The sequence below is a fragment of the Marinobacter sediminum genome, from assembly GCF_016820575.1.
GTDB lineage: Bacteria > Pseudomonadota > Gammaproteobacteria > Pseudomonadales > Oleiphilaceae > Marinobacter > Marinobacter sediminum.
In genome coordinates this window covers 80,470-105,149 of sequence record NZ_JAEMQH010000001.1, presented here as the reverse complement: position 1 = coordinate 105,149, position 24,680 = coordinate 80,470, and the positions used below count along the sequence as shown (strand labels likewise).

The following is a 24,680-nucleotide window of genomic DNA, read 5'->3' as shown; positions in this document are numbered from 1 at the left end:
ATCAACTATTCTGTGAATAAGACAGTCATATAAGAGGAATTCGCATGTTTCAGCTCGTCTTTAAAGGAGAATGCGCTCCCGGCACCGATCCGGAGACTGCTCGAGCCAATGCGCGCAACCTGTTCAAGGCCAGTGTCGAGCAGGTGGAGCGGATGTTCAGTGGCCAGCCGGTGGTGATCCGCAACAAGCTGGAAGAGGTTCAGGCTGAGAAGTACCGTGCGGTGCTGAAAAAGCACGGCATGATTGCCTATGTTCAGCCCATGGCTGGCGCGCGGGAACCATCGCGTCCGGCCCCCGCTGCCACACCGAAGCCCGTGGCTTCGAGTGCGGCCAAGCCGGCGGGCACTGAAACGCCGCCGTCAGCGCCGTCAGCGGCAACCGGCAAGGTGCTTGACCCAGAGCCCGGGGAACGCTTGCCGGTGGCCGGTGAGAAGGTGGACGACATTCTGTCCGGCTCGGGTCTGAGCCTGGACCCGGTGGGTGTCACGTTGATGGAGCATACCGAGGTGGAGCCGCCGATGTTTCAGCACCTTGAAGACTGGACGCTGGCGCCCGCCGGCACCGATCTGGGTGTGGAGCGTGAATTGCCACCGCCGGTGGTGCCGGATGTGTCACACCTGTCGTTGGTCGACGAAGACGCATCCGACAAGCCCACCCACGGTGCCTGATTCGAGAGTACTGCTGGCCATGAAACTTGGTTTGAAGGTTGCGGTCCTGGCCATCGCTGTTGTGGCGGCGCCCCTGTTTGCGGCCGAGCGGCCAAAGGTAGGGCTGGTACTGAGTGGTGGCGGTGCAAAAGGCATGGCTCATGTCGGGGTGCTGCGGGTGCTGGAGGAAATGAACATTCCCGTGGACCTGGTGGTGGGCACCAGTGCTGGCTCTGCAGTGGGCGCCCTTTACGCATCAGGGATGCCGGTGGAGGACATCGAACGCCGGTTCATTGAGATGGACTGGTTGTCCAGCTTCCAGGACGATCCCGGCCGGGTCTTCAAGCCAATCCGGCGCAAACAAGATGAGGTACGACTGCCCGTTACTCCAGGCATTGGGGTCCGGGCCGATGGCCTGTACGTCGGGGGCGGCATCATTGCCGGTCAGAATCTTGGTTTCATTCTCAACGAGTTGACTCGCAACGCCGCGCTGGTGGAGGACTTTGATCGTCTGGCGATCCCATTCCGGGCGGTGGCCACCGATCTGGAATCCGGCGAACAAGTGGTGATGGGCGATGGCAATCTGGCCGAAGCTGTCCGCGCCAGCATGAGTATCCCCGGTGTTTACGCTCCTGTGAACCGCAATGGCCGGCTGTTGGTGGACGGTGGTGTGGCTAATAACCTGCCGGTCAGCGTCGCCCGGGACATGGGCGCAGACGTGATCATTGCCGTCGATATCACCGACCCGCTGCTGGATGCCGAAAAACTGAACGAAGCCTTCTCTGTGGTGGGCCAGCTGACCACCATCATGACCCGCCGTAATACCGAGCAGCAGCTGGATCTGCTGAGCGATCAGGACATCATTATCCGGCCCGACCTTGTGGGTGTCAGTTCGGCAGATTTCTACAACGCGCCGATGCTGTTCGAACTGGGTGCTACCGCTGCCAGGGACAAGGCTGTGGAGTTAAGGCCGTTGATGGTGCCGCCTACGGAGTGGGCCGGCTACAAGGAGCAGGTGGCCTTCACACCCTACCAGGCTGGGCCGATTGCCCGTATCCGAATTGAGCAGGGCGGGGGCCTGGCCCCTGAATTTCTGCGGGAGCGAATTCAACAAAAGGCTGGTGAGCCCCTCGACGTGGAGGCATTGGAGGCGGATCTCAAGCGCATTTATGGTCTGGGCTATTACGAAACTGTGTCCTACGCCTTGGAACCGAGTCCGGATGGCACCGTGTTGACGGTGCGGGTAAAGGAGAAAAGCTGGGGGCCGAACTACCTGTCGTTTGGCCTGGGGTACGAGGATAACTTCGACGGTGAGACCCGTTTCAATATCGCCACCGGCCTGAGGATGACCGAGCTTAATGATCTGGGTGCGGAATGGCAGACCGGGGTTCAGCTCGGCACCGATCCCTGGGTGCGAACCCAGTGGTATCAACCACTCGATTATGGCTACCAACGTTTCCTGGTGCTTGGTGGCGAATACAGTCGTGACACTCTGGGTATCTATGACGGTGGTACCCGCCCGGTCAGCGAAGTAGATGTCACTTACCGGGATCTGGACCTGGCTCTGGGTATGGAGTTGGGGGGTAACGCAGAAGTCCGCCTGACCTACGTCCGTGGTTTTGCCACCGTGGATGAACAGATCGGCCAGCCGATCGTGCGCGACGATACCGTGCATAGGGGCGGTATCAGCCTGCAGCTGGTGCATGATTCCCTGGACGACACCTTCTTCCCCCGCCACGGCGCCTTCGCCGGTATTCGGGGCCGGGTGGAACGCGAGGATCTGGGCTCAGACCGCCAGTTTGATTCGGTCACCGGCATGCTGCTGGGCACCGATAGCTGGAAAGGCTTCAATATGACCGGCTTGCTGTTTGCCGAGGCCGTAACTGCCGGTGAACCTGGTATCGAGAACGCGGTGCGCCTGGGTGGTTTCCGCCGGCTGTCGGCGTACGCGCCGGGTGAGATTACCGGCGATAACGCCCTGCTGGGTGCACTCTATGCCAGTCAGGCATTTGGCGGGCCGTGGCTGCCCTGGTTTGCCGGTGCCGGTATTGAGGCGGGTAACGCCTGGGAATCGTTTGATCAGGCCAGCTGGAGTAACACGGTGCGTTCCTACAGCGTGTTTGCCGGCGTGGATACCTTCCTGGGTCCTGTGCAGTTTGCCACCGCCTACAACAACCGGGACGACTGGGCCGCCTACCTGAACATCGGTTTCTCGTTCACCCAGCTGTTCTATTGATCTCCCGCTAGTCGTCCTGCTTTTCGATCACGGCGATGGCGTCCAGCACCTGCTGGCATTGCTGCATGGCGTAGCGGTGCAGGATCGCCGTCAGGCGCTCCTCATCCCGGTCTTTGATCGCCTGAATGGATCCCTGCATGTGCGCCAGGTTGTCCTCGAAGACATGGCTGCCACCGCGTTGGAAGGCTACGAAAGCGCAACGCTTGGCCGAGGGCCAGAGATCGTCGATGGCGGCCACGATAAAGTAGTTGTCCGCGTACACCAGCGAGGCCTTGGTGTACTCGATACCCAGTTCGAGAAACGCCATGAGGTCGCTGGTCTCAAAGCAGGATTTCATTTGAGCATAGAGCGACTCCAGCCGTTCCATGTCGGCCGGCTGCCACTGCTGGACTAATTTTCGGCCGGTGTGGGTCAGGTAGAGTTCGAGTGTCTCGTAAAGGCTGCGGACAAAATACTCGTCCAGGGTGGTCACGAAGGCGCCCTTGCGCGGCACGTTCCGCACCAGGTGGCGTTTCTCCAGCAACAGCAGGCCCTCGCGGATGGAGCCGTGGCTGACGTCCATATCTTTGGCCATGGCACCTTCGTAAATGCGTTCGCCAGAACGTAGCTGGCCGAAGGCAATCAGGTTCTCAATGTGGCGGGCGACCTGTTCGGTCAGGGTTTCTCTGGGGCGGAACGCATTCATGGTGTGGTGTCGCTACTGCATACGGGCTGATAGGTCTGGGAATAGTCGCATAATCGAGCTGGAAGAAACCAGTACCTTGCTCGCAGCTGGAATCAAAGCAGTGGCGCGAGCAGGCGGATGGCACGGCAGGCCAACCGGAACAGGATGGACCTGTCCTTGTAGTCGTGCTCGGTCATCAGCCGGCAGTTGTCCAGGTCGTCCTCGAGCATGGACTCAACGCTGTTGATGAAATGCGGCGCAGTGGTGACGGCAGTGATTTCAAAGTTCAGTCGCATTGACCGGTTGTCGAGGTTGGCCGTGCCCACCGCGGCGTAACGGTCATCCACCAGAATCACTTTCTGATGCATGAAGCCCGGCTGATAGCGGTAGATGCCAACACCGCTTTTACAGGCCTGCACCAGGTACGAGTACGCCGCCAGGCCAATCAGCTTGCTGTCGGATTTCTCCGGAATCATGATGCGCACATCGACCCCGCGAAGGGCCGCCAGCTGCAGCGCGTTCATGATCTGGAAGTCGGGCACGAAGTAGGGCGAGCAGATCCATAGGCGATTGCGGGCATTGTTGATACAGTTCAGGAAGAACAGGGTGCAGGTTTCCCAGTCATCCGCCGGTCCGGTTGGCAGCACCAGTACCCGATCCTCACCGGCGGTGTTGTTCTGCGGCTCCCAATCCAGGTTCGGGCACTCGTCACTGGCCCAATTCCAGTCCTCCAGCCAGGTCAGCTGCAGCCCGGTCACCGCCGGGCCTTCGATGCGGCAATGAGTATCCCGCCAGGGCTCCTGGTCCATGGCGGTGCCCAGGTATTCGTCGCCCAGATTGATGCCGCCGACAAAGCCGATGGTGCCATCGCAGACCAGCAGCTTGCGATGGTTGCGGAAGTTAATCTGGAACCGGCGCCGGCGGACGTTGCCAGCGCCAAAGGAGGCGACCCGGGCACCGGCGGCCGTAAGCTGTTTCAGGTAGGTTTTCGATAACCCGACGCTGCCGATGTTGTCATACAGGAAACAGACCTCCACGCCCTGGGCCAGCTTGCGCTCCAGAATAGACTTTATGCGGCGGCCAACCCGGTCCGAACGGACAATGTAGAACTCCATCAGGATATAGCGGGTGGCGTTCTCCATGGCCTCGAACAAGGCTTCGAAGGTGGCCTCGCCGTCTCGAAGCAGGGTGCAGCGATTGCCTTCGGTAAAGGGCTGGCGGCCCAGTTTGCACAGTACCTGGAGTTCGTCGGTAAAGTATTGGTCGGCCGGCGCTGCGATGGAAGTGGTCTGGCGTTCAAACCGGTTCAGCAGGTTGGTCAGGCCCCGGTTCCCCATGCGCCGGGCACGGACGTAACCTCCGAAACGATAGCGCCCGAACAGGGCAAACAGCGGCACCGCCACGTAGGGCAAACCGAGCAGGCCGATGATCCAGGCGATGGCGCCCTGGGTGGTGCGATAGGTCAGCAGAATCCGGTAGATGCAGGCCAGGGCGGCCAGGTAAAGCAGGCCAACCGCCACTGCCACCAGAGAGAAATTTTCCATAATCACTTAGGTGCGTTCGAAGGGGGCGAGGCCCCGGATGGCGGGTGGGTGCGGGCCAGCTGATTGGCGCGGTACTGGGCCGGCGCCGTGCCGGTCCAGCGTTTGAACGCACGGCTAAAGGCGCTGAGCTCCGAAAATCCCAACAGGAAGGCGATCTCGCCCAGGGCGTAGTGATCTGCTGCGACATAGCGTAGAGCTTTGTCCTTGCGAACTTGCTCCACCAGATCGTGGAAGCTGAGCCCTTCCCGCTTCAGTTTTCGATACAGGGTCTGGCGGCTCATGTGACACTGCCGCGCCAGGCTGTCGGCATCAATCCTCTCCGTGGCCATCTGCTTGGAAATCAAGCGTCGGATCTTGCGGCCGAATGAGCGTCTCGGCTGCAGCCGTGCCAACACCGAGTTCACCTGCTTCAGCACCGCGGAATATACGTAGGGATTGCGGCGGGGGATCGCATGACTGAGATGGCGGCTGTCAAAGGCCAGTCGGGTAGAGGCGCAGTCAAACGCCACTGGGCCTCCCAACAGGGTTTCGTATTCGCCGGCATAGCTGGGGCGCGCGTGGGCGATCTCGACCCACTCGGCGTGAATCTCTGGATGGATGAAGTGCCGGGTCCGGCTCAGTGCCGCTGCCAGGGTTCGGTCCATGTCTTGCCGGGAGTAATGGTTGGGGGCATCCGGTTGCCAGGTCAGGATGGCTTCTTCGCCGGTCTGCTCAAAACTCAGGGTCACCGATTCGTTGATCAACCGATGCAGGCGGACATACTGGGTCACTGCTTCACCCAGGGTGTCGCAGTTAAAGAACACGTGGCCCACCAGCCCCATGCGCTCCGGATCGACCACCCGGCCGGCGTGCAGACCCACGGCTGGATCGCCGGTTACCTGCTCGGCGTAGTCCCACAGGCGGTAGTGAACCGGCGCCGGTATTCGCAAATCCGGATCGGCCAAAGCCTGCAAATCCATGCCGATGATCTGTTGCACCCGGGCCGGGTCCAACAGGCCCTGGCTCTGGAGGTAATGCACCAGAGCCAACGTGCTGGAGGCGGCTACCAGGGGCGTGTGGTTGTTATCTGGTGCAGCAGAGATCAAGGCGTATTCCCGATGGTTAACAAAGTTTCATCTGGGGTTGATACAAAATGTCAAGCGAATGAGACCGCCTGTCAACGGTTTGTCATGGCAACAACGATAGCATTAAGTCATCAGGTTTATGCAATGGAACGGTGTTTTCAGGAGGAGTTATATGGAACAGGAAATTTTTGTACCGCACAATGAGATTGAACGGACGAACGTTATGGCGCTCGCCGAGTACTTGAACAGCATCTTCTATTGCTGAGTCCTCCGGCGTAACGCCGACGACTGAAAAAGCCGGGCCTTGGCCCGGCTTTTTTGTGCCTGTGTTTTCTTGCCCAAAGGACGGTCACGGCCAGGCAGAATTTGCTCGCTGCACTGGCGGTGGTAATGTAATCGGACCGAAACACCCGCTAAACCGGAGATCGTCTACCCATGAGTGTCGAGCTGAACCACCGTATTACTGGCGAAGGTGCGCCGCTGATCCTGTTGCATGGCCTGTTTGGGTCGCTGGAGAATCTCGGTGGCATTGCCCGCCGGTTGCAGGATGAATGGCAAGTCCACGCCCTGGATCAGCGTAATCACGGCAATTCACCCCACAGCGATACCATGGACTACCCCGCCATGGCCGAGGATGTGATTGCTTATCTGGACCGGCAGGGCATCGACAAGGCTCGCATCCTGGGCCATTCCATGGGCGGCAAGGTCGCCATGCAGGTGGCCTTGCAGGCCCCGCACCGGGTCGAGAAAATCGTGGTCGCCGATATTGCTCCGGTCAGTTACAAGCCCCGCCACGATGCCATACTGGAAGGTCTCACCAGCCTTGATCTGCAGAGCGCGCGTACCCGTCAGGATGCCGACAAGTTTCTGGCTGAGTTTGTCGAGATACCTTCCGTCCGCCAATTCCTGCTGAAGAATCTTGAACGGGTACCGCGGGAGGAGCAGGAAGAGGGCGGCGCCGTCTTCCGCTGGCGCCTGAACCTGCCGGTCATTGATGCCTGTTATGGCAATCTCGCCATGGCTCCGGAAGGCGATGGACCCTATGAGGGGCCGGTGCTGTTCCTGAAAGGTGCCGAATCCGCGTACATCCAGGAGAAGCACCGGGAGCAGATCGAGCGTCTGTTTCCGGCCGCGGAGTTGCGCGTCATTCAGGATGCCGGGCATTGGCTGCACGCCGAGAAGGCCGATACCTTTGCGGCCCTGAGTCGCCGGTTCCTGGCCGAGAGTCGGTAGGTTATTTTCTTCCCCGGGGTGCGCATTTTTCTCGGGTGGCGGCGGTCTGCTAAGGTTAAGCCATCGCGGAAACGGGCTTGAATACACGAACAGGCGGGCATGATCTATGAAATGGTTGATGGTGGGAGCGCTGGTCCTGTTCGTGTTGCTGGGCGGTTTTCTGCTGACACCATCGCCCATTGACAGCAAGGCCTGGCAGCCACCCTCGCCGCCGCCACTGACCGGGCCCTTGGCCCCCAATGAGCGGCTCCGGCTGGCGGATCTGCTGGCTCGCGGGCAAGTGTATGGCCCGGAAGATACCACCGTCAGTGACGATGGTACTGTCTACGCCGGCACCCAGGATGGCCGCATTGTCCGGCTGTTCCCCGATGGCCGGGTGGAAACCTGGCTCAAGACCGAAGGCCGCCCCCTGGGTCTGGTGTTCGATGACGCCGGTAACCTGATCGTGGCCGACGCCTGGAAAGGGCTGTTGTCGATTGCCCCGGACAAAACCATCACCGTGTTGGCTCGGGAAGCCGAGGGCACCCCGTTCCGGTTCACCGACGACGTCGATATCGGTCCCGATGGCCGCATCTACTTCACCGACGCCAGTTCCCGTTTCCAGCAACCGGATTACCGGCTCGACCTCCTGGAAATGCGTCCTCACGGGCGCCTGCTGCGGTACTCACCGTTTACGGGCAAGGTCGAGGTTTTGCTCGGCAATCTGCACTTTGCCAACGGCGTTTCGGTCTCGCCGGACGGGTCCTTCGTGCTGGTCAATGAAACCTGGAAGTACCGCACCCTGCGCTACTGGATTCATGGTCCCAAGGCCGGCCAGGCTGAGGTGTTTGCTGACAACCTGCCGGGCTTTCCGGATAACCTGGCGGTGGATCAGAGCGGGCGCTTCTGGGTGGCGTTTCCGTCGCTGCGCAATGCCCAGGTGGATGCCCTGCACCGTAACCCCTGGCTCAAGGATCTGGTGGCCAAACTGCCGGATCGCCTGAAGCCCACGCCGCGGGAGTATGGCCTGGTGGTAGCCTTCGATCGGGACGGCGAGGTGATCACCAGTCTCCATGACACCCGGGGCACGCATCTACAGGAGATTACCTCGGTCAACCCCCATGGCGGTTACCTATACTTTGGTTCACTTCACAACGATCGTATCGGGCGGCTACCGTTGCAGGCCATCCCCGGTCTTGGAGACGATGAAGTATGACCGATGCCAGCGCCCCTCAATGGGATCTGCCTGATCCGTTCACCCTCGAAATTACCGTGCGCGACGACGACACCGATCGCCTGGGACACGCCAATAACGTGGTCTACGTGCGCTGGCTGGAAGACGTAAGCTGGGCCCACATCGAAAGTCTGGGTATGACCTGGGAATTGCATGAGGCGACGGGCAAGGCGATGGCCATCACCCGCACCGAAATCGACTACCTGGCATCGGCCAACGCCGGTGACCGGCTGATCCTGGGCACCTGGTTGACCGGCTACGACGGCCGCTTCCGCTCTTCGCGCCAGTTCCAGCTGGTCCGCCCGGCTGACGGCAAGACCCTGGTGCGGGCGGTTTCCACCCATGCCTGCGTCGATATGAAATCCCAGCGCCCGAGTCGAGCTCCCCGGGAATTCGCCGAGATCCTGGCGGCCGCCGCAGTCGACGGCGGCGTCGGTGTGGCCGTCAAATGAATCACCTTTGGTGGCATTTCTGCTAGTCTGAAAAAAAACCTCTGCTTTCCGTAAGCGCCGTTGTCCGGAGACTGTCATGGTAAATCCTGAAGAGTCGAACACCGAAACCACCATGCGTCATGTCAGCTATGACCGGTTTGGCGAACGAGATGTCCTGCAGGTGAAAACGTCGGACATCCCACAGCCCGGCGCGGGCCAGGTGCTGGTGCGTGTCCATGGCGCCGGTCTCAATCCCATCGACTGGAAAACCCGAAAGGGGCTTGGCTTCGCCGCCCGGCAGATTGAAAACAGTCTGCCCTGGACCCCCGGTTACGACGTCGCCGGCGAAGTAGTCGCCGTTGCCGACGACGTGACGACACTGGCACCCGGCGATCGGGTAATGGGCATGATCGGTTTTCCTGAGGGCGGTGGTGGTTACGCCAGTTACGCGGTGGCCGGGGCCGATGAATTTGCCATAGTGCCGGAGGAATTGGATCTGCTGGCTGCGGGGGCTTTACCGTTGGCGGCACTGACCGCCTGGCAGGCGTTGTTTGAGGTGGCCAAGCTGGAGTCCGGGCAGAAAATCCTGATTCACGCCGGTGCCGGTGGAGTCGGGCATTTTGCGGTTCAGTTTGCACTCGAGCGCGGTGCTCATGTGGTGGCCACGGCGTCCGCCTCGAACCGGGATTTCCTGGCCGAGCTGGGTGTGCACGAAGTCATTGATTACCGCACCACCGACGTAGCTGAAGAGTGCTACGGGCTTGATGTTGTGCTTGATCTGGTGGGTGGTGAGGAAGGTAAGCGCTCGCTACATACCCTGGGTGAGCATGGCGTGCTGGTGACCATCCCGACGGTGACCGCCGATGAGATCATCAGCGCCGCCGAGAACATGGGCTTGCGTGCCCACGGTATGACCGTGCGTCCTGATGTCTTCCATCTGGATGAAATCGCCGAGCTGATCGAGGATGGCGATGTCCGGGTACACCTGGATCAGGTCTTTCCCCTTGATCAGGTTGTCCACGCCCATGAGCTGCTCGAAGGCGGTCACGTGCGTGGCAAATTGGTGCTGGACTGCCGCTGAGGGGCTTGGCTTAAGCCCCTTGGTTACCCGCTTTTTCCGACTCTGAGCTCTTGCCCGGAATCTCGCTCTCCTTCTCGTTCGAACTGTCGCCAGTGGCAGCGCCGTTGTCTGCCTGGCCGTCCCGCTCCTTGCGTTCCTTACGGGCCTGGGGCGGAACCAGGCTGATCAGCATCCAGTCTTTCTCCGGTTTCAACGTCTCCATGTCCATGACCGGCATGACGTGGCCCTTGCTGTCGAACACGAACAACACCAGGGCCTGGCGCTGGAACTTGCTCAGGAAGTCGTCGTAGCTGAACTCGTCGCTGAGCTGAGTGGTGCGCACCGTGTAGTCCTGGCTCGCCAGGCTGGCCAGTTTGGCGTAGCTCACGCCCCCAAACAGGCCTCGGGTCATCTGAATCTTCTCCGCGGTCTGGTGGCGCGCCTTCTGGTCTTGGTCACCTTCCGCGAGACTGAACACGCTATGGTTCCCGAACCAATCCAGGAAGTGATAGGTGGCCAGGGAGTTCATGTGCTTGTAGGGCGAAATCACCAACAGGTTGCCGATCCCTGTCAGGTCCAGGTGGGTGGAGGCGTGCTCCGACACCGGGTTGCCGAAATAGGTCTGCAGGTTTTCCATCCGTGCCTGGCGCACGTTCTCCCAGTTGGTGTCCGCCAGCGTGACTGGAACCTCGTACTTCTTCAGAGCCAGGCCGATCATCCGTGCCACCGGATTGGCGCCGAGTATCAGGAAGCCATACTCCGCCGGCTCGTCCACCTTCAGCATTTTTGCTACTGGCCGCGCGGTCAGACTCTGCAGTGTTACCGTGGCAATAATCAACATGAACACCAGCGGCACCAGGGTGCCGGCACTCTCGTAACCCAGCTTCTGTAGCTGGAAGGCAAACAGGGCCGAGACCGCAGCGGCCACAATGCCCCGCGGGGCAATCCAGCTCAGGAACAGTTTCTCGCGCCAGTTCAGCTTGGTGCCGATGGCCGACAGGAAGATGCTCAGTGGCCGGGCCACCAGCATCAGGATCGCCAGCACAAGGGCCAGGCCCCAGCCCAGCTCGACAATGGCACTGAACTCTACGCGGGCGGCCAGAATGATGAACAGGGCGGAAATCAGCAAGACACTGAGCGACTCCTTGAATTCCAGGATGCTCTCAATGGGCACCTGCTTCATGTTAGCCATCCAGATGCCCATGACAGTGACCGTGAGCAGGCCCGACTCGTGCGCCATTTCGTTGGACAAGGCGTAAACACCGAGCATAAAGGTGAGGGTGCCGGCGTTGTGCAGGTACTGGGGAATCAGGTGTTTCCTCAGGGCCAGGCCGTTCAGATAGCCGGCAATCGCGCCAATGAGGAAGCCCACCATCAGGGTCTTGCCGAAGATGTAGAGCGAGTGGCCAAAGACGTTGCCCTGGCCCCAGGAGATAATGCCCTCGAATACCAGTACCGCCAGCAGCGCGCCGACCGGATCGATGATGATGCCTTCCCAGCGCAGGATGTTGGCCAGGTTGGACTTGGGCCGCACCGAGCGCAGCAGCGGCGCGATCACCGTGGGGCCGGTGACGATGGAGATGGCGCCGAACAGCAGTGCCACCGGCCAGGAGACATCCAGCAGCCAGCGTACTGATAAGGTGCCGATGATGCAGGTAACAATGGAGCCAACCGGAATCAGGTTGCGCACCATTTTGCCATGGCCACGAATCTCGGCCAGGCGCAGGGTCAGGCTGCCCTCGAAGAGGATGATGGCAACCGCCAGGGAGACGACCGGGAACAGCAGTTCGCCGAATACGGCTTCCGGGACCAGAAAGCCGAAAAGCGGACCCGCCGCTAGGCCGCCGGCGAGCAGAAACAGGATTGCCGGCATCCTGACTCGCCAGGCCAGCCATTGGCAGAACAGGGAGAGAACGCCGATGCTGGCAAGCAGCAGGACTGTGCTAATGGGCATAATGAGGGCAAATCCTTAGGGTTATTGGTTGGCGCGTCTGGCGATCCGGTTCAGCAGCCGGGACGCCGCAAAGAAGCCAAAACTGGCGGTGACCGGGCTTGCCGCGCCGAAACCGGACGCGCAATCCAGTCGCACCGGGCCATCGGTTGCCGGTTTCTGCAAGCACACTTCGCCGTCTCCGGCAGGATATGTCAGTTGTTCCAGCGAGTATACGGCTTCAATACCAAAACGGCGTTTTGGGTTGCGCGAGAAACCGTACTCCCGGCGTAACAGGTTTCGCACCTTAGCCAGCAGTGGGTCCTGGGTGGTCTTGCTCAAATCCGCGACCTGGATCTGGGTCGGGTCCATCTGGCCACCGGCACCGCCGGCGCAGACCAGTGGGAGTTTGCGGCGCTGACAGTGCGCGATCAGGGCGGCCTTGGCTTTAACGCTGTCGATGGCATCGACCACGCCGGTCATCTCCGGGGTGATCAGTTCAGCGACGTTCTTGGTGGTCAGGAAACCGAAATGCACCCGGATATCAGCCTGGGGATTGATGGCCCGCAGGCGGTCCGCCATGGCATCGGTCTTGGTACGACCGTACTGCTGCTCCAAGGCATGAAGCTGGCGGTTGGTGTTGGACACGCAGATGTCGTCCATGTCGATCAGGGTGATGGTGCCGATGCCACTACGGGCGAGGGATTCGGCGGCCCAGGAGCCCACGCCCCCCAGTCCGACAATGGCGATGTGGGAGGATCGAAAGGCCTCCAGGGCGCGGCGCCCATAGAGTCGTTCAATGCCACCAAAGCGAAAGGCGTAATCGTCGGCGTTCATGCGGCCTCCGGTCGGGTCCGGTGTGGGACCGGACGGAATCAAAGAGCGCAATTGTAACCCAGAGCCGGGTAAGACCGCAGGTGTTGCAGTACTCGGACGGTGCAGGGTGTTGCAAGAGGAAGGGGAGGTCAGGGCCGTTTGGCCCTGACCGGTTCTGACCTTAAGCGGCCCAGTGGTCGTCGTCGAACGCCATCAGGCTGTCTTTGCCAGTCTTGATGTCGCCCAGCAGCCAGTGGATTTCCGGCAGCAGTTTCTCAAAGTAGAAACGGGCAGACACCTGCTTGCTCTCCAGCAGCGGCTTGTTGGCGCCATCCGCTTCCAGTTGCTGACCGGCAACACCGGCCATGCGCGACCAGAGGTAGCCGATCACCGTCAGGGCCATCAGTCGGAGATACGGAGTGGCGGCGGAACCGGCCTGTTCCGGATCGCTCGGCGCGTTGCTTGCCAGCCACATGGTGGCTTCCTCAAGACATTTGATGGCATCTTTCAGCTCTTCACGATGGGGCGCTTCCGGGTTGTCCTTGAGGTAACCGGTGAGCACACCAAACAGGCTACGGACCAGTTGTCCGCCCTTCAGGCTCAGCTTGCGGCCGACCAGGTCCATGGCCTGGATGCCGTTGGTACCCTCGTAGATCCGGGCGATGCGGCCATCACGAACCAGCTGCTCCAGCGGCCAGTCGGTGGTGAAGCCGGAACCGCCCAGTACCTGCAGACCGGTGTTGGCGTTGTTGAAACCCTCATCGGTCAGGAAGGCTTTGACCACAGGCGTGAGTAGCTGCACCAGATCATCCGACGATTCGCGCACCGCCTCGTCCGGGTGGGCCACCGAAAGATCCAGTTGATGGCCGGTAAACAGGGCCAGCGCCCGCATACCCTCGTTCAGTACCTTCTGGCGCATCAACATACGACGCACATCCGGATGCACAATAATCGGATCGGCCGGACCGTCCGGATTCTTGGGGCCACTCAGGGAGCGACTCTGCAGGCGCTCGCGAGCAAACCCCAGGCTTTCCTGGTAGGCCATTTCGGCCAGGCCCAGGCCCTGCATGCCCACCATCAGGCGGGCTTCGTTCATCATGGTGAACATGGCCCGCATGCCGTCATTAGGCTCGCCGACCAGCCAGCCCTTGGCGCCTTCAAAATTCATCACGCAGGTGGCGGAGCCCTTGATGCCCATTTTGTGTTCCAGGCCGCCACAGAACGCGGGGTTACGCTCGCCGGTGTCTGGCAGGACCTTGGGTACCACGAACAGGGAGATGCCCTTAGTGGTGTCGGGTGCACCGGGCAGCTTGGCCAGTACCAGGTGGACAATGTTGTCGACCAGATCATGTTCACCACCGGTGATCCAGATCTTGGTGCCTTCGATGGCATAGCTGCCGTCGTCGTTCGGTGTCGCGCGGGAGCGGATCAGCCCCAGGTCAGTACCACACTGGGGCTCGGTCAGGCACATGGTGCCGGTCCACTCGCCTGAGATGAGTTTCTCCAAGTACACCTTTTTCAGCTCATCAGAGCCGTGGGCGTGCAGGGCACTGATGGCGCCGTGGGTCAGGCCCGGGTACATACCCAGCGACAGGTTGGTGGAGCAGACCATCTCATCGACAACAAATTTAAGGGTGTGCGGAAGTCCCTGGCCACCGAATTCCAGCGGTGCGTCCAGAGCGGTCCAGCCACCCTCAACAAACTTCTTATAGGCGTCCTTGAATCCTGCGGGCGTGGTCACCGCATGGGTCTCGGGATCGTAGCTGCAGCCTTCGCGATCGCCAACCTGGTTGGTGGGCTGGATCACTTCCGCGGCCAGTTTGCCGGCTTCGTCGATGACCGCAGAGATCAGATCCGGCGTAGCGTCGGCGTACTTTTCCAGCTCGTGGAGCCGGTCTGCACCCAATACATCAAACAACAGAAAGCGAAGATCGTTCGCAGGAGCCTGGTATTGCATGGAGTACTCTCCTCAGTGTGCTTCTTTATCTTGAGACCCCGAGCCAAATGGCCCGCGATCTTGTGGTGTCGGGTTGTGTTTGATTGGAACAGGTGATTCATACGCCCGTTTTAATGTCCCGGTTCACAGGCGCCAGCAGTCCAGCCATTAAACTGTGCGTATTTCCTACAGAATTCGAGTGCACGGCGCGAGTAGAAGCCTGTGCCCGGGAATGTTCTCAGCGGTGGGAGAGGTATTATGAAGCGAGTGTTGATAGCGGGGGCGTCGGGAGCCATCGGCGCCGCGTTGGCAGAGGCCATTCTGGCCGAGTACCCGGACAGCCGGGTAGTGGGTTTGTGCCGGGATCCGGATCGGGCGCCCGAGACGTTGCGCAGCTCCGATCGAGTCACCTTGGTGCCATGGGATGCCAGTGATAGCGGTTCTCTGGCCTCGATGACCGAGGCGTTGGAGTCCGTGTTCCCGGCCCGGGAGGGTATCGACACCGTTATTTACGCGGCCGGCTTGTTGCATTCCGACACCGTGTTTCCGGAGAAACGCCTGGAAGACTTGTCTGCCAATGCCATGAGCCAGGCTTTTGCCGTCAATGTCACCGGATTAGGCCTGCTGGTGCAGGCTCTGATCCCGTGGCTCAGGCACAAGGAGCTGAAACGTATTGCGGCAATTTCGGCGAAGGTGGGCTCGATCACCGACAATCGCCTGGGTGGCTGGTATGCCTATCGCAGCTCCAAGGCGGCTCTGAATATGCTGGTGCGCGGGCTGTCGGTGGAGTTGCCCCGGCGTTGTAAGCCGGTAGCGTGTGTGGCGCTGCACCCGGGCACCACCGAATCAGCGCTCAGTGAGCCGTTCCGCCAGTCGCTGGCGCAACTGAAGGTGCACACGCCGGCGCAGACCGCGGGGAATCTGCTCAAGGTCCTTGGCAACGTGACCAGTGACGACAACGGCCGCTTCCTGAGTTGGGATGGCTCGGAATTGCCCTGGTAGCTTATGACGGGCACAAAAAAGGGCGATCTATGATCGCCCTTCTTCTTAGCTTTAGCCCGTTCAGCGAATGAACGGGTTCAACATCCGGGTAAAGGTGCCGGTCAGTTTCACCGGTGCACTCAATACCGACAGCGTGATGCAGTCTTCACAACCTACAGCCACAGGCTTGTGCTCGTCCTTATCATCCAGCACGACAAAGTCCCACTGATTGAAAACGCCTTTCTGGTCGGCAAATGCACCCTGCAAGACGATCGTCGTTTCCTCGCCCCGATGGGTATGGGCGGGAGCCTTGCCGCCTGCCGCCAGTTTCTGCAGCACAACCTGTTCAGACTGGCCGGGGAAACGATCGGTAATGTCCAGCACGCTGACGTCGCCCATCTGCCGCTTCCACGGCAGCTTGTTGATGTCGTCGCCGAGCAGCTTCTGCAAGGGACTCAGGCGTGGCGCAGGCGCAGCATTTGCTGCTCCGGCTGGCTCGTTGTCGATCATGGACAGAATGCTGTCGAACATGCTCTCGGAGACAGTTACTTTCGGCTGCTGTTCCATCATTACCGCGCCCAGGCTGTCGAGCGTATCGACGCGGCTGCGGCAGTGAGGACATTCATCCAAGTGCAGCCTGATGCACAGAGCGTGCGGCTCGCTTAAATTGCCGGCACTGTATTCCATCAAGCTCAGACTGTCGGGATGATGACGTGTCATACGTTTTGATCCTGCAAAATCACTTTCAATTTATTCAATGCCAGGCGAACCCGACTTTTTACTGTGCCAAGGGGAATGTCCAACTCGTTCGCCACCATCTGGTGCGACTTGTTTTCCATGTAGACCTTGGCAATGACCGTAATCTGCTCTTCGGGCAGATGACTCAGCGATTCCCGAATGCGCCGTTCTGACATCAACCGGTGCAGTGAAGTCACCGGTTCGTCCTCATTGTCACCCGGAATCTGCCACAGATCCTCGGTTTCCACCGGCATTTCTGCGCTGGTGCGCTGCATCTTGCGGAGCATATCGATGCGCTGATTCCGGGCGATCGTGAAGATCCAGGTCGAGGCAGCCGCTTTGCGCCAGTCGTAGAGGCAGGACCGGCGCCAGATGGAGACAAACACTTCCTGCACCAGCTCTTCGGCATGGCTGGCCATGCCGTTCGCCATGGCGTAATACTTCAGCTGCGGTGCGAAGTGCTCGAAGAGCGCGTGGTAGGCCGCGCGATCCTGGTTTTTGCCCACTTTCTGCAGCAGCTGGCTCCAAGGATCTTTTCTTCCTTCTGAGCTGGCCGGCTTTTGCTCCAGTGTGCTCACTGGACGCTCCTTGACAGTTACATGATTCGAACTTGTTCTAGCCATCATTCTATGCACTCGTCCCGGGTTTGTCAGTCACGGTGTTTACGGGCCGGATTCGGGTCTGGATCAGTGCAAGAGTAAAAGAATGTTGGCTAGGGCGGGCAAACGACGTTTCCGGAGAAACGCCGAGTTCATTCTTCCAGGTAGGTGTAGCCTTCCAGGCCTGCGGTCAGCTCGGCCAGCAACAGCGCCCGCTGTGAGTCGGGTAGGCCACTGGCGTCGAATTTCTGCTGGTAGGTCTGCACCAGGGCTTCAGGCTCGAAGTTGACGTAGCGCAGCACCTTGGCCACCGTATCCCCGGTAATTGGCTGACCGATATTGAAGCCGCCTTCCGAGTCCAGCTGGACGTCCACCGAATGGGTATCGCCGAACAGGTTGTGCATGTCGCCAAGAATTTCCTGGTAGGCCCCGGTCATGAAAAATCCCATCAGCAGCGGCTCGCCCGGGCGGTCTTCCGGCAATGGCAGGGTGGTTTCGGTACCCTGGCCGTCGACGTACTGATCAATGCGGCCATCAGAGTCGCAGGTAATGTCCTGGATGACGGCGCGGCGATTCATCGGCCGGTTCAGGCCGTTGATGGGCATCACCGGAAAGATCTGATCGATGCCCCAGACATCGGGCAGGGATTGGAACAGGGAGAAATTCACGAACAGTTTTTCCGCCAGCTTCTCATTCAGTTCGTCAATGATCTCCCGGTGCGCCCGGTTGGCCGAGTCCAACTGGTTCCGAAGCAGACGGCAGCAGCGAGTGTAAAGGGTTTCAGCATCAGCCCGTTCCGGCAGCGACAGTACGCCGTGGGCGAACTGGCCGTGGACATCGGCCATGGCGTGGAGCACGTCGTGGTAAATCTCGGCCAGCGAGCGGGGGGTGTCAGAATCCTCCAGGCTCAGCAGATCCCGCCACAGATCATGCAGCGGCCCCGGAGCCTCTGGTGACGGCTGCTCTGGGCTGCGGTCCTGGGGGACTTCCCGGTCAATGACATTGGTGACCAGTACCGAGTGGTGGGCGGTCAGAGCCCGGCCGGATTCACTGATCAGGTGCGGGTGCGGAATGCCATGGCGGTCGCATTCAGTCTGCAGCACATGAATGACGTTGTAGGCGTATTCGTGCACGCTGTAGTTCATTGAGCAACTGCTGCGGGAGCGGGTGCCCTCGTAGTCCACGCCCAGTCCGCCACCGATATCCACGGTGCCAATGGGCGCGCCCAGCTGCCGCAACTCGCTATAAAAACGGGCGCATTCCCGCAGGCCGGTCTGGATGTCGCGGATGTTGGCAATTTGCGAGCCAAGGTGGAAGTGCAGCAACTGAAGGGTGTCCAGGGCACCGGCCTGGCGCAGGGTATTGACCACATCCAGCACCTGGCTGGCGGACAGCCCGAACTTGGACTTTTCGCCGCCGGTATTCTGCCAGTTACCCTTGCCGATGGTGGCCAGGCGGGCGCGCACGCCGATCAGCGGTGACACACCCAGATCCCGGGCCTCGTCCAGAATCAGCGGCAGTTCCGACTGCTTTTCCACCACGATGAAGACCCGGTGGCCGAGTTTCTGGCCGATCAGTGCCAGGCGGATGTACTCCCGGTCCTTGTAGCCGTTGCAGACGATGACCGAACCGGGCTGCCGGGACATAGCCAGAACCGCCATCAGCTCGGGCTTGCTGCCCGCTTCCAGGCCGATCTGGCCCTGGCTGGCGGCGGGTTCCGCCGAGAGCAGTTCTTCCACCACCCGGCGCTGCTGGTTGACCTTGATCGGGTACACGGCCGTGTACTGGCCCTGATAGCCCTGATCTCCGGCGACCTTGTTGAAGGCCCCGCAGAGCTTGTTGACCCGATCGTGCAGGATATCGGTGAAGCGGATGAGCACCGGTAGCTGGATACCGGATTGCAGCAGTGACTGGGTCAGGTCTGGGAGGTTAATGCGGGCGGGACTGTGGCCGCGATCCGGGCGAATCAGCACCTCGCCTTGTTCATTAACACCGATGTAGCCATCGCTCCAATGGGCAATGTTGTAGACCTTGTGGGCAGTGGTGCCGCTGGATTCGCTCATGCTTGCTATCCTGTCAGGAAACCGGAGCCGGCGAGCTAGGGCGAACCCGGCCGACTGTATGGCCGACATTGTATGGATTCCACTCGCCGGCTAAAAGAACCGGTTGTGGAAATTACGTGGCGCGTCCCGCGATAAAAGCTTTAGCTGCCGGGTTGGCGTGCCTACAATACGCCCCCTCAAACCGGCTCATGGACCAAAGCAGGAGAAACACGATGACGGCATTGAACGAAGGTTGGTTTACCGAAGTATTCCAGGATCAGGGAACGGCATTTTCCCTGCAGGTTAAAAAGAAACTGCATGAGGAGCAGACACCGTTCCAGAAGCTGGAAATTTACGAAACCGAGACCTTCGGCAACCTGATGGTGTTGGACGGTTGCGTGATGCTGACCAGCCGGGACAACTTCCTGTACCACGAGATGATGACTCACCCGGCCTTGTTCACGCACAAGGACCCGAAGAAGGTAGTGATCGTCGGTGGTGGCGATTGCGGCACCCTGAAAGAGGTGCTCAAGCACCCGGGCGTTGAAGAAGCCTGGCAGGTGGAAATTGATGAGCGGGTCACCCGGGTGTCCGAGAAGTATTTCCCGGAGCTGTGTGAATCCAACGGCGACCCCCGGGCCAATTTCTTCTTTGGCGATGGCATTCAATGGATTCGTGACATCGAGCCGAACAGCCTGGATTTGATCATCATCGACAGCACCGATCCGGTCGGTCCGGCCGAAGGCCTGTTCGCCCTCGATTTTTATCGCGATGCCATGCTGGCCCTGCGTGACGGCGGCTTGATCGTGCAACAGAGCGAATCCCCGCTGTTGCACACGAACACCATCATCAAATCGATCCATGAAGATATGCGCAAGGCCGGGTTTGATCACGTCCAGACTCTGCCGTTCCCACAACCGGTGTACCCCACAGGCTGGTGGAGCTGCACCATGGCCGGCAAGGACAAACCGGTACGGTATTTCCGTGAAGAGGATGCCGAGAATCGTCCGTTTGTTACCCGTTACTACAATCCGGGCACCCACCACGGTGCCCTCGCGATGCCCCAGTTCATGGTGGATGCACTGGAAGATCACGTCATTCCCAGCGAGGGCTGAGCCAGCGCTGTGCCTCGATCTGTAGCCCAGTCAGGCCTGTTTCAGGTGCTGTCATTCCTTCCGGCTATGAGCAGCCCGTTGCTTTGATCAAGACGATCTCTATGGGCCCCGGTGGATTGACTAGACTGATGGAGCAGTGAGGAACGATCGGAGATAGGGAACTACGTCAGGAGAGGGAACCATGACGGTGCGACAAGGGGAGTCTGAGAAAAACTGGTTCCGGTCAGAGCGGCTGAGCTCGGTAAACGGTGAGTATTTCTTTGAAACCCGCGAGGGTTCAATAGAAGGGCCTTTTGAGTCTGAGCTGGAAGCTGTGCTGGAATTGCGGTTGTATCTGCAAAAAGCTGAGTATCAGTCGTATTTGGTCCAGCCAGCGCATTAGTAGAATCTGACCAGAAAAAAAGGCGCCCCGAAGGGCGCCTTTTTTGTTGGGATCCAGTGAACGCGTTTTATTTGGCGCTCACGAATTCCGGGTAGGCTTCCATACCACACTCGGACAGATCCACACCTTCGTACTCGTCTTCTTCGCTGACCCGCAGGCCCATCACGGCTTTCAGGATGCCCCAGACGATCAGGCTGGCGATGAAGACCCAGGCGAAGATGGTGATTGCGCCGATGATCTGGCCGCTGAAGCTTGCGCCACCGTTAGTGACCGGAACCAGCAGCAGACCCAGCAGACCACAGACACCGTGGACCGAGATAGCACCGACCGGATCGTCGATACGCAGCTTGTCCATGGTGACGATGCTCAGTACCACCAGGACACCGCCGAAGGCGCCGAACAGGGTAGCGGTCAGGGCGCTCGGAGTGGACGGCTCAGCGGTGATAACCACCAGGCCAGCCAGTGCGCCGTTCAGCAGCATGGTCAAATCGGCCTTGCCAAACATCAGGCGAGCGGTGATCAGGGCGGCAACCGCACCACCGGCAGCGGCGGTGTTGGTGTTCAGGAACACCATGGCGACGGAGTTGGCGCTGGCGATATCGCCCAACTTCAGTACCGAACCGCCGTTGAAGCCGAACCAGCCCATCCACAGGATGAAGGTGCCGAGAGTGGCCAGGGGCAGGTTGGCACCCGGGAAGGCCCGGATTTCACCGTTCGCACCGTACTTGCCTTTACGGGCACCCAGCAGGATGACGCCCGCCAGAGCTGCGGCCGCACCAGCCATGTGAACGATACCGGAGCCGGCGAAGTCGCTGAAGCCAAGGTCGCCCAGGGAGTACATGCCAAAGACAGACGCGCCGCCCCAGGTCCATGCACCTTCCATCGGGTAGATGAAGCCGGTCATGACAACCGCGAAGATCAGGAAGGCCCAGAGCTTCATACGCTCAGCCACGGCACCGGAGACGATGGACATGGCGGTAGCGACGAACACCACCTGGAAGAAGAAGTCAGAAGCGCCGGAGTAGATGGAGCCACCCTCGAAGCCGTCTTCACGGCCGGCGAAGTCACCCAGAACGGCAGCGGTATCAACGTCCGCGATGCCAGACAGGAAGATGTTACCGCCGTACATGATGGCGTAACCGCACACCAGGTACATGATGCAGGAGATGGCAAACAGTGCCACGTTCTTGGTTAGAATTTCCGTGGTGTTCTTGGAGCGTACCAGGCCGGCTTCCAGCATGGCGAAGCCCGCGGCCATCCACATTACTAATGCGCCGCACACCAGGAAATAAAAGGTATCCATTGCGTACTGCAGGTGAAAAAGATTGCTTTCCATTTGAAGCCCTCCGCACGAGGCTTTTCAGGTTTTAAGTTTTTTTGCGCTGGCTAAGTCTTTTTTCTTAGATCTGGATCAGACCGCTTCTTCGCCGGTTTCGCCAGTCCGGATCCGGATGGCTTGCTCCAGTTCAGTCACGAAGATCTTGCCGTCACCGATCTTGCCGGTGTTGGCTGCCTTGGTGATGGACTCAATAACCTGGTCAAGCAGGTTGTCGCCAATGGCAACTTCCACCTTAACTTTGGGCAGGAAATCCACCACGTACTCTGCGCCACGGTACAGTTCGGTGTGGCCTTTCTGTCGACCGAAGCCTTTGACTTCAGTGACGGTTACGCCTTGCACGCCAATCTCGGATAGTGCCTCACGGACATCATCCAACTTGAAAGGCTTGATGATCGCTGTCACAAGTTTCATTGCTTTCTCCTTGGTAAAGCCGTCCCAGCTTCAAGGGCCTCTGGGCCAGCGGCTGGGTTCGGAATGCTGCCACCTCGCACACCAATTGTGCGGATTGCGTACGAGAGCTTTAGCATCGGGTGTGCCAACGCAAAAAAAATCTTTAATAACAGTCGCCTAGCGAACGGCTGTCCCAGATTGGCGCAAAACTGCGCACCAAAATCGGGCATTGCGCCCCGTAATGGGCCAAATTAGAGCGGCTCAACGGGGCAGCGCCAGTCATTATACTGTCGACCGGGTACAGTATGGCAGGGGGTGGGTTGTGATACACTCCCGCGTACCGGTGCAGGCCCCGTGTCTGGTCGTAAAACCGGCCATTATTCCAATCAGTAGAGGTGATGCGTGAAAGGTCCGCAGGATATTTTCGCCCAATTGCAGGGCCAGTTTGGTCAATTCGTTCCGGATATGGCGCGGGCTGCCCGTGAGGATTTCGAAACCCAGGCTCGGGCCACAGTGATGTCGGTTCTGTCCCGGCTGGAACTGGTAACCCGGGAAGAATTCGACGCCCAGCAGGCGGTGTTGATGAAAACCCGGGAAAAGGTCGACGCACTGGAACACCGGGTTGCCGCGCTCGAGCAAAAGCTGCAAGAGCAATAGCCCGGCAACGGCCTGAAAGGAGTTCGGGCCGGTTGTATCGATGTTAACCAGGGAAGGTTGTCATGCTTGCCATTGTCCATTCACGCGCCAGCGTGGGGATCGCCGCGCCTGCGGTGACCGTTGAAGTCCATCTCTCGGGTGGCTTGCCCGCCCTCTCAATCGTCGGGCTGCCTGAAACCGGCGTCCGGGAGAGTCGTGAGCGCGTTCGCAGCGCCCTGCTGAACGCCGGTTTTGAGTTCCCAGCCCGTCGTATCACTATCAATCTGGCGCCTGCCGATCTGCCCAAAGAGGGCGGCCGCTTCGATCTGCCCATTGCCCTCGGCATTCTCGCCGCCTCGGGCCAGATTCCCGCCGATAGCCTGTCGCCCCATGAATTCGTGGGGGAGTTGTCTCTGGACGGAGCGCTTCGTCCGTTGAACGGTGTCTTGCCGTCCGTGCTGGCCGCCCGGGCTGATGGCAGGGCGCTTTTGGTGCCCCAGGCCAATGCTGCAGAGGCGGCCCTGGCCAGCCAGGGTGAGGTGCTGGCGGCCGGGCACCTGTTGGCGGTGGTTGAACACCTGGCGGCCCGCGCGCGGCTGGTGCCGGTGGCCAGGGTGGCGCGCACGCGGGCTTCGGAGTCCGGTCGCGAATGCCCGGACCTGGCAGATGTGTGTGGCCAGGCCGTGCCACGGCGAGCGCTGGAGGTGGCCGCGGCCGGCAATCACAACCTGTTGTTTTTCGGTCCGCCGGGCACCGGCAAAAGTATGCTGGCCAGCCGCTTGCCGGGCATTTTGCCAGATCTAGAAGATGACGCTGCGATGGAAGTGGCCAGTGTTCATTCGGTTGCCGGTCTGGCCCTGGCCACAAACGACTGGCACAGCCCGCCATTTCGGGCGCCTCATCACACCGCCTCGGCGGTTGCCATGGTCGGTGGCGGCAGCAGCCCGCGCCCCGGTGAAATCTCCCTGGCGCATCGGGGCGTACTGTTTCTGGATGAGTTGCCGGAATTTGAGCGCCGGGTCCTGGAGGTGCTGAGGGAACCCATGGAAACCGGGGAAATCGCCATTAGCCGGGCGGCTCGCCAGGTGCGGTTCCCGGCCAGGTTCCAGGTCGTAGGTGCGATGAACCCGTGCCCCTGTGGCTTCAGTGGTCACCCGACCATCGAATGCCGGTGCACCCCGCAACAGGTGCTGCGCTACCGGTCGAAGATTTCCGGTCCGTTGCTGGACCGGTTCGACCTGCATGTGGAAGTGCCGGTTCAGAGTGGTGACCTATTGATGGGGCAGGCCGGCGGTGGCGAATCCAGTGCCGTGGTTCGGAGCCGGGTTGCACAGGCGCGTGCACCTCAGGCTGAGCGAAAACAACTGAACTCGACCCTGAGCGGCCGCGCCTTGCACGAGGCCTGTCGCCTGGATGCCGACGGCGAGCGCCTGCTCACCGGTGCCATGGAAAAACTGGGGCTGTCGGCGCGGGCCCTGCACCGGATATTGAGGGTTGCCCGCACCCTCGCGGATTTGGACGGGGTCAGTGATCTGGCAAACAGTCACCTGGTTGAGGCGTTGGGCTATCGCCAGCTTGATCGTCAACACGGACAGAATGCCCTGGTGTCCTCCTGACCCCTGACCCCCAGGACTCTGGTAAACTGTCGCCAAAATCCCGTTTAATCAGACCCGCAGCCTGCGGT

22 protein-coding genes are annotated in these 24,680 nt (G+C 60.2%); 11 read left to right on the top strand and 11 right to left on the bottom strand.

The window, feature by feature from the left end:
* Nucleotides 1–44: 44 nt before the first annotated feature.
* Both FGO67_RS00475 and FGO67_RS00470 read left to right on the top strand, forming a co-directional pair.
* On the top strand, nt 45–668 hold the full coding sequence (locus FGO67_RS00475; protein ID WP_203298789.1) for a hypothetical protein: 624 nt from the start codon (nt 45–47) through the stop codon (nt 666–668).
* 19 nt (nt 669–687) lie between these two features.
* Complete coding sequence (locus FGO67_RS00470; protein ID WP_203298788.1) at nt 688–2,883, top strand: patatin-like phospholipase family protein; 2,196 nt, start codon at nt 688–690, stop codon at nt 2,881–2,883.
* 7 nt (nt 2,884–2,890) lie between these two features.
* Here the strand turns inward: FGO67_RS00470 and FGO67_RS00465 are convergent, their stop codons facing one another.
* The 3 genes from FGO67_RS00465 to FGO67_RS00455 all read right to left on the bottom strand — a co-directional run bounded on the left by FGO67_RS00465 (nt 2,891) and on the right by FGO67_RS00455 (nt 6,176).
* Entirely contained in the window at nt 2,891–3,568 is a 678-nt protein-coding gene (locus FGO67_RS00465; protein WP_203298787.1) for a GntR family transcriptional regulator, read from the bottom strand.
* Between the two features lie 92 nt (nt 3,569–3,660).
* The gene (cls, locus tag FGO67_RS00460; RefSeq protein ID WP_203298786.1) at nt 3,661–5,091 is read right to left on the bottom strand and encodes a cardiolipin synthase; all 1,431 of its coding nucleotides are present in this window, start codon (nt 5,089–5,091) and stop codon (nt 3,661–3,663) included.
* A 2-nt stretch (nt 5,092–5,093) separates the two neighbouring features.
* Nucleotides 5,094–6,176, bottom strand: a complete 1,083-nt coding sequence (locus FGO67_RS00455) for an AraC family transcriptional regulator (protein ID WP_238942115.1) — start codon at nt 6,174–6,176, stop codon at nt 5,094–5,096.
* 414 nt (nt 6,177–6,590) lie between these two features.
* Here FGO67_RS00455 and FGO67_RS00450 point away from each other — a divergent pair, with 414 nt between their 5' ends.
* The 4 genes from FGO67_RS00450 to FGO67_RS00435 all read left to right on the top strand — a co-directional run bounded on the left by FGO67_RS00450 (nt 6,591) and on the right by FGO67_RS00435 (nt 10,113).
* Nucleotides 6,591–7,388, top strand: coding sequence for an alpha/beta fold hydrolase (locus FGO67_RS00450; protein WP_203298785.1), 798 nt, complete (start codon nt 6,591–6,593; stop codon nt 7,386–7,388).
* Nucleotides 7,389–7,494: 106 nt separating this feature from the next.
* Nucleotides 7,495–8,583: an SMP-30/gluconolactonase/LRE family protein gene (locus FGO67_RS00445; protein WP_203298784.1), complete on the top strand. Its 1,089-nt coding sequence runs from the start codon at nt 7,495–7,497 to the stop codon at nt 8,581–8,583.
* The gene (locus tag FGO67_RS00440) at nt 8,580–9,053 is read left to right on the top strand and encodes an acyl-CoA thioesterase (RefSeq protein WP_203298783.1); all 474 of its coding nucleotides are present in this window, start codon (nt 8,580–8,582) and stop codon (nt 9,051–9,053) included. The genes FGO67_RS00445 and FGO67_RS00440 overlap by 4 nt, the downstream gene beginning before the upstream one ends.
* A 76-nt stretch (nt 9,054–9,129) precedes the next feature.
* Nucleotides 9,130–10,113: an NADP-dependent oxidoreductase gene (locus tag FGO67_RS00435; protein WP_238942114.1), complete on the top strand. Its 984-nt coding sequence runs from the start codon at nt 9,130–9,132 to the stop codon at nt 10,111–10,113.
* 10 nt (nt 10,114–10,123) lie between these two features.
* On the opposite strand, the gene FGO67_RS00430 is transcribed toward FGO67_RS00435, so the two are convergent.
* The 3 genes from FGO67_RS00430 to FGO67_RS00420 form a co-directional block, all read right to left on the bottom strand.
* Entirely contained in the window at nt 10,124–12,046 is a 1,923-nt protein-coding gene (locus tag FGO67_RS00430; RefSeq protein WP_203298782.1) for a cation:proton antiporter, read from the bottom strand.
* A gap of 21 nt (nt 12,047–12,067) precedes the next feature.
* Nucleotides 12,068–12,859, bottom strand: coding sequence for a tRNA cyclic N6-threonylcarbamoyladenosine(37) synthase TcdA (gene tcdA, locus FGO67_RS00425; protein WP_203298781.1), 792 nt, complete (start codon nt 12,857–12,859; stop codon nt 12,068–12,070).
* 160 nt (nt 12,860–13,019) lie between these two features.
* Nucleotides 13,020–14,795 (bottom strand): acyl-CoA dehydrogenase C-terminal domain-containing protein, encoded by a 1,776-nt coding sequence (locus FGO67_RS00420; RefSeq protein WP_203298780.1) that lies wholly within the window; start codon nt 14,793–14,795, stop codon nt 13,020–13,022.
* 237 nt (nt 14,796–15,032) lie between these two features.
* Between FGO67_RS00420 and FGO67_RS00415 the strand changes: the two genes are divergently transcribed.
* Complete coding sequence (locus tag FGO67_RS00415) at nt 15,033–15,776, top strand: SDR family NAD(P)-dependent oxidoreductase (RefSeq protein WP_203298779.1); 744 nt, start codon at nt 15,033–15,035, stop codon at nt 15,774–15,776.
* Between the two features lie 60 nt (nt 15,777–15,836).
* Here the strand turns inward: FGO67_RS00415 and FGO67_RS00410 are convergent, their stop codons facing one another.
* The 3 genes from FGO67_RS00410 to speA all read right to left on the bottom strand — a co-directional run bounded on the left by FGO67_RS00410 (nt 15,837) and on the right by speA (nt 19,155).
* Entirely contained in the window at nt 15,837–16,475 is a 639-nt protein-coding gene (locus FGO67_RS00410; RefSeq protein ID WP_203298778.1) for a ChrR family anti-sigma-E factor, read from the bottom strand.
* Entirely contained in the window at nt 16,472–17,071 is a 600-nt protein-coding gene (locus FGO67_RS00405) for a sigma-70 family RNA polymerase sigma factor (RefSeq protein WP_203298777.1), read from the bottom strand. Before FGO67_RS00405 ends, FGO67_RS00410 begins: the two co-directional genes overlap by 4 nt.
* Before the next feature lie 173 nt (nt 17,072–17,244).
* Entirely contained in the window at nt 17,245–19,155 is a 1,911-nt protein-coding gene (gene speA, locus FGO67_RS00400; RefSeq protein WP_203298776.1) for a biosynthetic arginine decarboxylase, read from the bottom strand.
* 212 nt (nt 19,156–19,367) lie between these two features.
* Here speA and speE point away from each other — a divergent pair, with 212 nt between their 5' ends.
* Entirely contained in the window at nt 19,368–20,249 is an 882-nt protein-coding gene (speE, locus tag FGO67_RS00395; RefSeq protein ID WP_203298775.1) for a polyamine aminopropyltransferase, read from the top strand.
* Between the two features lie 181 nt (nt 20,250–20,430).
* Nucleotides 20,431–20,631 (top strand): DUF6316 family protein, encoded by a 201-nt coding sequence (locus FGO67_RS00390; protein WP_203298774.1) that lies wholly within the window; start codon nt 20,431–20,433, stop codon nt 20,629–20,631.
* A gap of 67 nt (nt 20,632–20,698) precedes the next feature.
* On the opposite strand, the gene FGO67_RS00385 is transcribed toward FGO67_RS00390, so the two are convergent.
* Both FGO67_RS00385 and glnK read right to left on the bottom strand, forming a co-directional pair.
* Nucleotides 20,699–21,967 (bottom strand): ammonium transporter, encoded by a 1,269-nt coding sequence (locus FGO67_RS00385; protein WP_203298773.1) that lies wholly within the window; start codon nt 21,965–21,967, stop codon nt 20,699–20,701.
* Between the two features lie 75 nt (nt 21,968–22,042).
* Complete coding sequence (gene glnK, locus FGO67_RS00380; protein WP_004578958.1) at nt 22,043–22,381, bottom strand: P-II family nitrogen regulator; 339 nt, start codon at nt 22,379–22,381, stop codon at nt 22,043–22,045.
* A gap of 381 nt (nt 22,382–22,762) precedes the next feature.
* Between glnK and FGO67_RS00375 the strand changes: the two genes are divergently transcribed.
* Entirely contained in the window at nt 22,763–23,017 is a 255-nt protein-coding gene (locus FGO67_RS00375; protein WP_041340869.1) for an accessory factor UbiK family protein, read from the top strand.
* A 62-nt stretch (nt 23,018–23,079) separates the two neighbouring features.
* Nucleotides 23,080–24,612 (top strand): YifB family Mg chelatase-like AAA ATPase, encoded by a 1,533-nt coding sequence (locus FGO67_RS00370; RefSeq protein ID WP_203298772.1) that lies wholly within the window; start codon nt 23,080–23,082, stop codon nt 24,610–24,612.
* Nucleotides 24,613–24,680 lie beyond the last annotated feature (68 nt).